This window comes from Rhodococcus sp. (in: high G+C Gram-positive bacteria), assembly GCF_049591685.1.
Taxonomy (GTDB): Bacteria; Actinomycetota; Actinomycetes; order Mycobacteriales; family Mycobacteriaceae; genus Rhodococcoides.
Genome location: NZ_JBAWFH010000391.1, coordinates 1 through 9284, shown reverse-complemented (window position 1 = coordinate 9284; position 9284 = coordinate 1). Strand labels below are relative to the sequence as shown.

The 9284-nt window shown below is 66.2% G+C and carries 5 protein-coding genes; 3 read left to right on the top strand and 2 right to left on the bottom strand.

Features of this window, described 5'->3' with window-relative positions; all coding sequences use genetic code 11:
* Together WBQ44_RS16385 and WBQ44_RS16380 are read right to left on the bottom strand one after the other, a co-directional pair.
* The coding region (locus WBQ44_RS16385; protein WP_495567730.1) for a beta-ketoacyl synthase N-terminal-like domain-containing protein at positions 1 to 1437 on the bottom strand (1437 nt) is incomplete at its 3' end.
* The gene (locus WBQ44_RS16380; protein WP_495567729.1) at positions 1434 to 5390 is read right to left on the bottom strand and encodes a non-ribosomal peptide synthetase; all 3957 of its coding nucleotides are present in this window, start codon (positions 5388 to 5390) and stop codon (positions 1434 to 1436) included. The genes WBQ44_RS16385 and WBQ44_RS16380, both read right to left, overlap by 4 nt.
* Positions 5391 to 5456: 66 nt before the next feature.
* Between WBQ44_RS16380 and WBQ44_RS16375 the strand changes: the two genes are divergently transcribed.
* The 3 genes from WBQ44_RS16375 to WBQ44_RS16365 all read left to right on the top strand — a co-directional run.
* Entirely contained in the window at positions 5457 to 6653 is a 1197-nt protein-coding gene (locus WBQ44_RS16375) for a class I SAM-dependent methyltransferase (RefSeq protein ID WP_495567728.1), read from the top strand.
* A 4-nt stretch (positions 6654 to 6657) separates the two neighbouring features.
* Positions 6658 to 8649, top strand: a complete 1992-nt coding sequence (locus WBQ44_RS16370) for a condensation domain-containing protein (RefSeq protein WP_495567727.1) — start codon at positions 6658 to 6660, stop codon at positions 8647 to 8649.
* Positions 8646 to 9284: saccharopine dehydrogenase NADP-binding domain-containing protein (locus WBQ44_RS16365; protein ID WP_495567726.1), on the top strand; the 639-nt coding region annotated here is incomplete at its 3' end. The genes WBQ44_RS16370 and WBQ44_RS16365, both read left to right, overlap by 4 nt.

Here is a 9284-nt window from a genome sequence, read left to right as displayed (position 1 = left end):
GGCGAGGGTGTGTGCCAGATCGGGCGGCGACGCTCGGGCGGCGAAGTCGGCGATCGCATCGGCGGTGGCGCGTGCCCCACCGGGTGTCGCGCCGGAGGAGATCAGCAGTACGGGCCGTTCGAACGGCGTCGGCCGGGAGGTCGTCGCCGGCGCAGGGCCGAGTACGAGGTGGGCGTTGGTGCCGCCGATCCCGAACGAGCTGACACCCGCCAATGAGGGCGTATCCCAGTCACGGGTCTTGCCGAGGAGTTCGAACGGCGACTCGTCGAGTCGCAACCCGACGGCCACGGCGTCGGACCCGAGCGAGACGGGCAGCGTCCGATGATGAATGGCCAGAACCGTTTTCGCGAAGGACGCGATGCCGGCGGCGGAGTTGGTATGACCGATGTTGCCCTTTACCGAACCGATGCCGCACCACGGCGGCCCGCCCTGACCGAATACCGCACGCAGCGCGGCGATCTCGATCGGGTCGCCCAACCTCGTCGCCGTTCCGTGCGCTTCGATCAGTCCGATGTCCGACGGTGCGGCATCGGCCACGGCGAGCGCTTCCGCCACCACGCGGGCTTGGCCTCGCACCGAAGGTGCCGTGAATCCGGCTTTGTCGGTGCCGTCGTTGTTGACAGCGGACCCGTGCAGAACCGCGAGAATCGGGTCACCGTCGGCGACCGCGTCGTCCAGCCTGCGGAGCACGACGGCGCCGGCGCCCTGGCTGTAGACGATGCCGGAACCCCGTGCCCCGAACGGCGCGATCTCCCCGTCCCGCGAGAACACCCCTCCCTCGACGTAGAGATAACCGCGTCCCTGGGGGACGATGGCCGACACGCCGCCGGCGAGCGCGGTGTCGCACTCCCCCGACAGGAGCGATTGCGCTGCAAGGTGAATGGCGACGAGGGAGGTCGAGCAGCTGGTGGAGACTGCTATGGCAGGTCCGGTCAGACCGAGTCGGTAGGCGATCTGCAGGGGAAGATAGTCGGGTTGCGTCGCGATCGCTGTTTGCATGCTTCCCAGCGGGTCGCGACCACCTCCCGTCGAATCCCACCGACCGGCGAGGTTGTGCGCGAGGTAGCCGCTCTGCGTGGACCCGACGAATACGCCGACGGCCCCGGCATCGCGGCCGTGACCATGGCCGCTGTCTTCGAGTGCGAGCCAGGCGCACTCCATCAGCATGCGGTGCTGTGGGTCGAGAGCCGATGCTTCGGCGTCGGTGAATCCCCATGCTGCGGGATCGAAGTGCGACTGGCCGTCGATGATGCCGGCGACCGGTACGTAGTTGCGGTCGCGGACCATCGACGCGGGTACTCCGCGTGCGAGAAGTTCCTCGGTGGTCAGGCGCGTGAGACCGCTTCTCCCGTCACGGATCAGCGACCAGTACTCACGAGCGTTGGCGGCACCGGGGAATCGTGTGGACAGGCCGACGACGGCGATATCGCCCGTCATCGTGTGACCTCAGCGGCGTGCATGCGGGCGGCGAGCCGCGCGTCCCGGCGGCTCCGGCCGGCATTCGAGGGCTTGTGATCAGAAGTGCTGGATAGGGCACGTTCCGGGGCCGGAGCTTGGGTTCGGGGAGTGCCGGCGAGTCCGCTGAGGAACGAGGCGAGTGAGGCGACGGTGGGGTGTGCGAACAGGTCGATCACCGTGAACTCGTCGGTGGGATGGTCCGCGCTGAGCCGTCGATGTGCGAGCACCAGGGTGAGCGAGGTCGCTCCTACGTCGAAGAACGGCGTCGTCGCATTGATGTGTTCGCCGAGGAGTTCGGCGAACGTGTCGCTCACCTGCTTCTCGATCGCTGGGTCCGCCCCTACGGTCGACGGCGTGGGCGCGGTTTCGACCACTGCAGCTTCGGGTTCCGTGCCTCGAATGTGCAGTTCGAGCAACCCGTCGGTCGAATGCACTTCGTCCACCTCTGCGATATCGCGAAGGTGCTGCACGGCGTTGTCGGCCCACGCGACGCCGGCATCGAGGGACCGGCGCGGTGACAGGGCGCCTGCGGTGACCGTGATCCGCAGTTCCAGACCGCGCGCCAAGGCGTCGGCGACGACATCCATCGCGGTACTCGGTGTCGGGTCAACGGGTGCTGAGACAACAGGGACAGTTTCGCGCTTGAACGGATTCGGCAGGGCGCGGTGATCGACCTTGCCGTTCGGGGTGACCGGCAGCGATGGCAGGCGGACGAAGCGGCTCGGGATCATGTACGGCGGCAGATGTTCCTCAAGTGCCCCAACGAGATCTGCGTCGGCGGCGGCCGTACCGGTCACCGAGTCGACGATGAAGCAGATCAGACGCGGGCGGTCGTCAGGGCCGGGCATCGCCGACGCCACGGCGGCACGCACCTGCGGCAGTCGTTCGAGGGTCGAGTCGATTTCTCCCAGCTCGATCCGGTGGCCGGCAATCTTGACTTGGCGGTCGACCCTGCCGAGGAATTCGATGGAACCGTCGGTGCGCCATCGGCCGAGATCACCGGTGCGGTAGAGGCGTAGGCCCGTGGCAGGGTGGACGAAGAATCTGGCGGCGGTTTGTTCCGGGTTGCCGATGTATTCGCGGGCGAGTCCGCTGCCGCCGATGTACAGCTCTCCGGGTTGTCCGACTGCGCAGGGCACACCGTCGTCGAGAACGTGGAAAGTTTGCCCGCCCAGTGCCCTACCGTACGGAATGGTCTTCCATTCCGGGTCGACGTGCCCGATCGGGTGGAAGATGGACCAGATAGCGGCTTCCGTTGCGCCGCCCAGGCTTACCACGGTGGCGCCGGGTGCGAGTGCGCGCAACCGGTCGGGCAGCGTGGTCGGGATGTAGTCGCCGGAGAGAAAGACGAGCCTGAGAGTGCCCAGGGCGCGCCGGGCACGTTCCGGTTCGATCTCGGCGTATTCGACGAGCATTTCGAGCAGGGCCGGCGCTGTGTTCCACAGGGTGACTCGGTGCCGCGCCATCACGTCGAGCCAGTGCCCGGGGTCGCGTAGTCGTGCAGTGTCGGGCAAGATCAGCGCACCGCCTGCGCCGAGCACCGAGAAGATGTCGAACACCGACAGGTCGAAGCTGAAGGCGGACAGCGCGAGCACGCGATCGTCGGCGGTGAGCGGATACCGTCCCATCAGGTCGTCGAGTGTTGTTCTCGCCGCTCGGTGTTCGATGGCCACACCTTTGGGTTCTCCGGTCGAGCCGGAGGTGAAGATGACGTACGCGAGATCGTCGGTGTCCGGCCGCCGAGGAGTAGCTGCACCTTCGAGGTTCTCGGAACCGACCGGGGAGAGTCGGCCGGCTGCGTCGAAGGTGTCGACATCGATGCCGTCAGGCCATCGACTGCGGTTCGTGTCTGTCGAGATCAGCGCATGCGCGATGTTCGCCTGACGGACGACACTGGCAATACGCTCGGCGGGCCAGCTCGGTTCCACCGGGACGTAGGCGGCCCCGCTCGCCGCCACGCCGAGAACAGCGATGATCTGCGCTGAGCTCTTGTCGGCGCTGACTGCGACGGCATCGCCCGGGCCGATTCCGCGGGCTGCCAGTGCCGCGGCGATCTGTGCGGCACCTTTCCGGACGTGGTCGACGGTGAGTTCGGCAGTGCCCGAGACGATGGCGGGTGCGGATCCGTCGGTGCTCGCGTCGAACGGGTCGGTCAGCAAGGGGCCGTGGGCATCGAATGTGCTGGGCGTGACTGGCTCGGGCGGACGGAACGTCGGGTCGTGGGTCAGTGTGGTGTCGGTCCATGCCAAGTCGTCGTCGGCCAAGCGCGACAGGAGGCGTGCATGGGCGTCGGCCATCGATCGTACGAACTGAGCGTTCAGTGCCCCCTCGACGGTGTCCCAGGCGACGCGGAGCCGGCCACCGTCTTCGCGCACGATGTGATCGAGTAGCACCTGGGGTGTCTGCGAGACGCCGAAGACCTCGGAGCCGAGCCACTCCGTGGGTCCATCGCCCGAGTCCGAGAGTCCGAGTCCGCTGGTGAAGACGACGGGATGGGTGGGCGTCAATGATGCGTCAGCGATTCGGTCTGTGCGGAGTCGGTCGGTGCGGAGTCGGTCTGTGCGGAGTCGGTCTGTGCGCAGGCGGAGGACCTCCACCCCGGACACGGTGCGGTGGTCCATGTCGGACCAGAACCTGTGGTTGACCGCGGCGCAGAACGACGCGAAATCGCCTCGATCGACGGATGGCATCTCCACCAGAACTGTGGTTGTGAAGTCGCCGATCGAGTCTGCCGTGCTCTGCGCGTCGTTCGCGGTGTCGTGCTCACGATCGAAAAGTGTGGTGTTGAGTGCGAAGTTCTCGGTGGCGCCCCAACAGCGGAGCGTCAGAGCAAAGCTGGCCAGCAGCACCGCGGTCGGCGTCAGCCCGCGCGAGGCGCACGCTTGTTGCAACGAATCCCATTGCTGTGCCGTCAGTTCGGTGGATTCGCGGGCGAACCGGGGAACGCCGAGTTCACGGGGGTCGGCCAACCACGGCAGCTCGGGGCCCGGCGGTAGCTGCTGCGCTTTCGCTGTCCAATAGTCGAGGTCGCGGGCGCGAGCGCGTTGATGGTCGGGGTCGATGGCCCGGGCTTCGAGTATGTCGACGAAAGACGCTCCGAGCGGATCGAATTCGGTGCGGCCGCCTACTCGCTCTCCCCATTCGCGCATCAGTGCTATCCATCCGGCCATGTCGAGCGCGAGGATGTCGAAGCCGACGAAGAGTCGGGTGATGCCGCCGGGGAGTAGTGCGGCGCGGATGTCGTAGAGGGGTCCGGTGTCCACCGGAAGAACCCGATGCGAGTTTTCCCGGCGTGCTTCGTCCAGCCTGCGCTGGCACTCGTCGGGTGCTGTTGCCGTCAGATCGGTGACGTCGATGCGGTAGTCGGGGACGGACTCGCGCACGACACCTCGTGCATCGGGATCGACGACGAATCGCAACATCGGATGTCGTCGAACCACCGCATTCCAGGCTGTTTCGAGCTTTCGCAGATCTGCGTGCGCATCGTCGGCTACTCGGTCGTATTCGTAGTAGTAATAGGTCGCGACGCCCCCGAGGGGGAACGCGGGCTCGCGGCCCACGAGGTATGCCTGCTGCACTGCGCCGAGTTCGAAGGAGGCGCGCTCATCTCGCTTCTCCTCGTCGACTGTCGGCGACGGACGAGGCGCCGGAACGGGGAGGTCCGCTCGGCGCCGTTCGATGTGCGCCGCGATGCTCGATGCCGTCGCATCACCGAGGAAGTCCGTCAATTCGAGGCCGACGTCGGTGTCCTCGAACAATCTGCGTCGCAGTCGAACTGCGGTGTAGGAGTCGATGCCCAGCGCGGTGAGGATCATGGTCGGATCGATGTTCTCGGGCGGAGTCTCCACGATGTCCCCGAGCGCTTCGAGAACGACGTCGATCGGCCCCTCGAGTCGGCGAACGCTGACGTCGTGCTGCTCGGGCGAGGGCATGCGGGTGGTCCCTTCTGCAGGTGTTCGATGCGGTGGAGAACACTAGATCTGCTACCTTAGATGATAATGAATACCGTTATCGAGTCGGATGGGTATCTTGATCGAGTGGCCGACGCGGCCGGTCTCGCAGCGATCGATGAATGGTCGGGTGCAACATCTTCCGACGACGTCGATGCGCTCGATCGGCTGGTTCTCCTCGGACTTGCCGATCACCTGGCGCGCATCACCGACATCGCCGGACCGGACGGCAGCGACCTCCGAGCCATCGAAGAAGATATGGGCGCCTGCCACGAACATCGGTGGATCGTCGCGCGCTGGCTCACCGATCTCGTGGCCGCCGACATAGTGGTCCTGCAGGGCGATGACCGGTTCACTCTACGGGCGCGACCTCGACGACAGGAGTTGAGAGCCGCACGCGACCGCATGACCCTGGCATGCAGACGGTTGGACTACGCGGAGGCACTTCCTACGCTGCTGCTCGACTCGTTGCGGCATGCCATCGATCTGCTGCAGGGCCGGGTGAGCGTGCAGTCCATCCTCTTTCCGGACGGCGACGCGAGCGCCGCGCTCGAGGTGTACGGCAGCAACGTCGTCAGCCGCTACCTCAACGCCGCCGCCGCGTCCGTGGTCGCTGATCTTGCGCGCAGGCGGACCGCGCCGCTGCGCATCCTCGAGCTGGGAGCCGGTGTCGGCGCCACGTCGGAACACATTTTGCAGGCACTGGAAAGCGCCGATGTCGAAAACTACGTCCTCACCGACGTGTCCCCGCACCTGTTGCGAGTTGCCCAGGACCGAATTACCACCGAAAAGACGATGACCTTTCTGGCGCTGGACATCACCGCAAATCTCGCCGAACAACTCCAGCAGCCGGGGGTTCCCGACCGCTACGACGTCGTACTCGCAGCGACCATGGCGCACAACGCGATCGACGTCGGTATCCTGCTGCGCGAAGCGCATGATCTTCTCGCGCAGGGAGGCGCACTAGTACTGATCGAGACGGTCGTCGAACATTCCCAGTCTTTGACGACGATGCCCTTCGCGCTGTCGATGCCCAATGGCTCTGGTCCGCCTGCACGTACCGACAGCCGTGCCGGTTCACATCGCACGTACCTCACCGTCGACGAATGGACCACCGCAATGACGTCCGCCGGGCTCCGGCCGTGCGTGGACCTTCCTCGTGCGGACCACCCGCTCCACGCCTTTTCTCAGCGACTACTCGTCGCAGTCCGGCCCGACCCCCACCACACCTGCGGAGACGACTGACACGATGACAACCTTCATGGAGAACGAACCGGCACGAGCAGGCACTGACGACATTCGGCGGGTGCTCACCGAGATCTGGAGCGAGCTGCTCGGCTTACCGGCGGACGATGTTGCGCGAGGTGAGAGTTTCCTGCGGCTCGGCGGCGACTCGGTACTCACCGTCCGCATGTCGGCGCTGGTGCGCAAACGCCTCGATATCGTCTTGGAGCTCGCCGATGTGCGGGTCGAGACGACCCTCGATCAACTCGTCGAGCTGGTCGAGCGGCGTAGCTCCGACGAGCCCGCCCGCGCGCTGAACATCGAGATCGCGCGCCGCGACGATCCCCACTCGACGTTTCCGCTTCTACCGTTGCAACAGGGGTACTTCGTCGGTCAGCAGGACGGCTGGGAACTGTCGTACGAGTCGGCGCACTACTACCTCGATTACGCGCTGGTCGGCATGGACGGCGACGATGCCGAGGATGCGTTGACGGACGCGTTGGAGCGCCTTGCCCGTCATCAGCCGACGCTGAGGGCTCGGGTGACGCCGGACGGCCGTCAGTACGTGCTCGCGGAGTCGGACCCGTCGGCGTTGCCGCGAGTGACGTTGTACGACTTGCGCTCCAGCAGCGAGCAGGATATCGAGTCGACACTGGCCGGTGTGCGGCGCGACATGAGCGAGCACGGCCCCGATCCGATTACCGGCCCGGGCATCGATGTTCGTTTGACGTTGCTCCCGGGTGAGCGTGGGCGGCTGCACCTCGGGATGAGTCTGCTGACGTTCGACGGCTGGTCGTCCGGCGCGATGAACCGCGACCTACTGGCCTATGCCGCCGACTGGAACGCGACCCTCGTGCCGCTGTCGATCGACTTCGGTGATTACGTGTCGTCGTTGTCCGGTCTGAGCCGTACCGAGGCCTGGCTGGCGGATCGGCAGTGGTGGTGGGATCGTCTCGACGACCTGCCTGCGCCGCCTGCGCTTCCGTTGGTCGCCGACCCCAAGTCGGTCACGCCGGTCACGATGGGTAACCGCGAGGCTCGGTTCTCGGCCGAGGAATGGGCGGCGTTGCGGGCAGAGTGCACGGCCCGCGATGTCACTGCCTCGACGGTGATGCTCACTGCGTTCGGGACTGTGTTGGCGCGATGGGCCGGGCACTCGCGCCTACTACTCAATGCGTTGCAGCTCAACCGTTTACCGCTTCATCCGGACGTACACCGGGTGGTCGGTGCGTTCGCGGCCACGATGCTCATTCCGCTCGAGCTCGATCCCGATGCCACCTTCGCCGAGTTGGCGTCGTCGGTGCAGTCGGTGTCGAGTGAATTCACCTCGCACAACCTCGTCTCCGGCGTCGAAGCCGGGCGCGAACTCGCTCGTAGACGAGGCACCCGGCGACCGCCTGCACCGATCGTCTTCCAGAGTGTGCTCGGGGTGGACGCTGCGATGGGAGGGACGGCTTCCACCGATGCCGGTCCCCTCGGAACCGTCGAGATCGCGGACTACTTTCACCAGCTCCGAACTCCGCAGGTGGCGCTCGAAGTTCGCTGTTTCGAACTCGGTGACGAAGTGGTGACGGTGTTCTCGTTGGTCGACGAAATTTTCGACGCCGACGAGGTGTCCACGGCGTTCGAGGAATTCGTGTCCACGGTGCACGCCCTTGCGGCCGGACGAGGGTGGGACAGCGCTCCTGATCTCCCGCGAGTCGGTGATCCCGTCGCCGATGATCGGTTGCGGTTGGGCTTGCTCCCCGACCCTCCTGTCACCGAGCACAGCGGCCCGCCGATCGACGACCTCGAGTACACCGTGTGCGAGGTGTTCGAGGAGTTCCTCGATGTTCCCGTTCTCGATCGCGGCGGAAACTTCTTCGCGCTGGGCGGCGACTCGATGTTGGCCGTTCGGGTGGTGGCTCTGCTCGCGAAGGAAACCGGCGCGGCTATCGCGATCCGCGATTTTCTCGACGATCCGACCGTGGCGGGAGCAGCGTCTGCGGTCAGGCTGCGGCTGGGCGTGGTGCAGTGAGCGGGATACCCGCCCCGGTCATCGGCATCATCGGAGGTTCCGGGACGGTAGGACGCACCGCAGCGCTGCGGATGTCCGCCGCCGGCTTGGGAACTCTCCGCATCGGCGGCCGCAACTTCCACACGGCAACGGCCGTCGCCGAAGAATGTGTGGGGTCGGCCGAGGCGGTACAGCTCGACCTGGCGAACGAGGCCGATCTCGTAGCGTTCTGCACAGGATGCAGCGTGGTGGTCAACTGCGCGGGGCCCTCCTACCTCGTGCTCGATTCGGTTGCACGAACGGCATTTTCAGTGGGCGCAGATTACGTCGACATCGGCGGCGAACTGCCGGCGGCCGACGCGCTTCGGGCTGGATCCGTCGCACCCGAGCGGACCGCGATCTTCTCGGCGGGGGCCATGCCGGGGTTGTCCGGTCTGCTGCCACGGTTGATCGCCCGGGACCGGCCGCTGCGTCGACTGGAGTCCTATGTCGGCGGAGTGGCTCGGTTCACGCCTCTGTCCGCGGCCGATGGGTTGCTGACCCGCGGCGATCGTTTCGGGGAGGCGATGGCATCGATGCAAGATGGGCAGATCGCGTCGAACTCGATTCCGCCTCTCCGCGACGTCGAGCTACCCGGGTTTCCGAGGCCGGTGCAG

What these genes read in the sequence shown, in the direction of transcription:
- WBQ44_RS16380 (WP_495567729.1), bottom strand. Translation starts at nt 5,390, where the DNA reads ATGCCCTCGCCCGAGCAGCACGACGTCAGCGTTCGCCGACTCGAGGGG.
- WBQ44_RS16375 (WP_495567728.1), top strand. Translation starts at nt 5,457, where the DNA reads ATGAATACCGTTATCGAGTCGGATGGGTATCTTGATCGAGTGGCCGAC.
- WBQ44_RS16370 (WP_495567727.1), top strand. Translation starts at nt 6,658, where the DNA reads ATGACAACCTTCATGGAGAACGAACCGGCACGAGCAGGCACTGACGAC.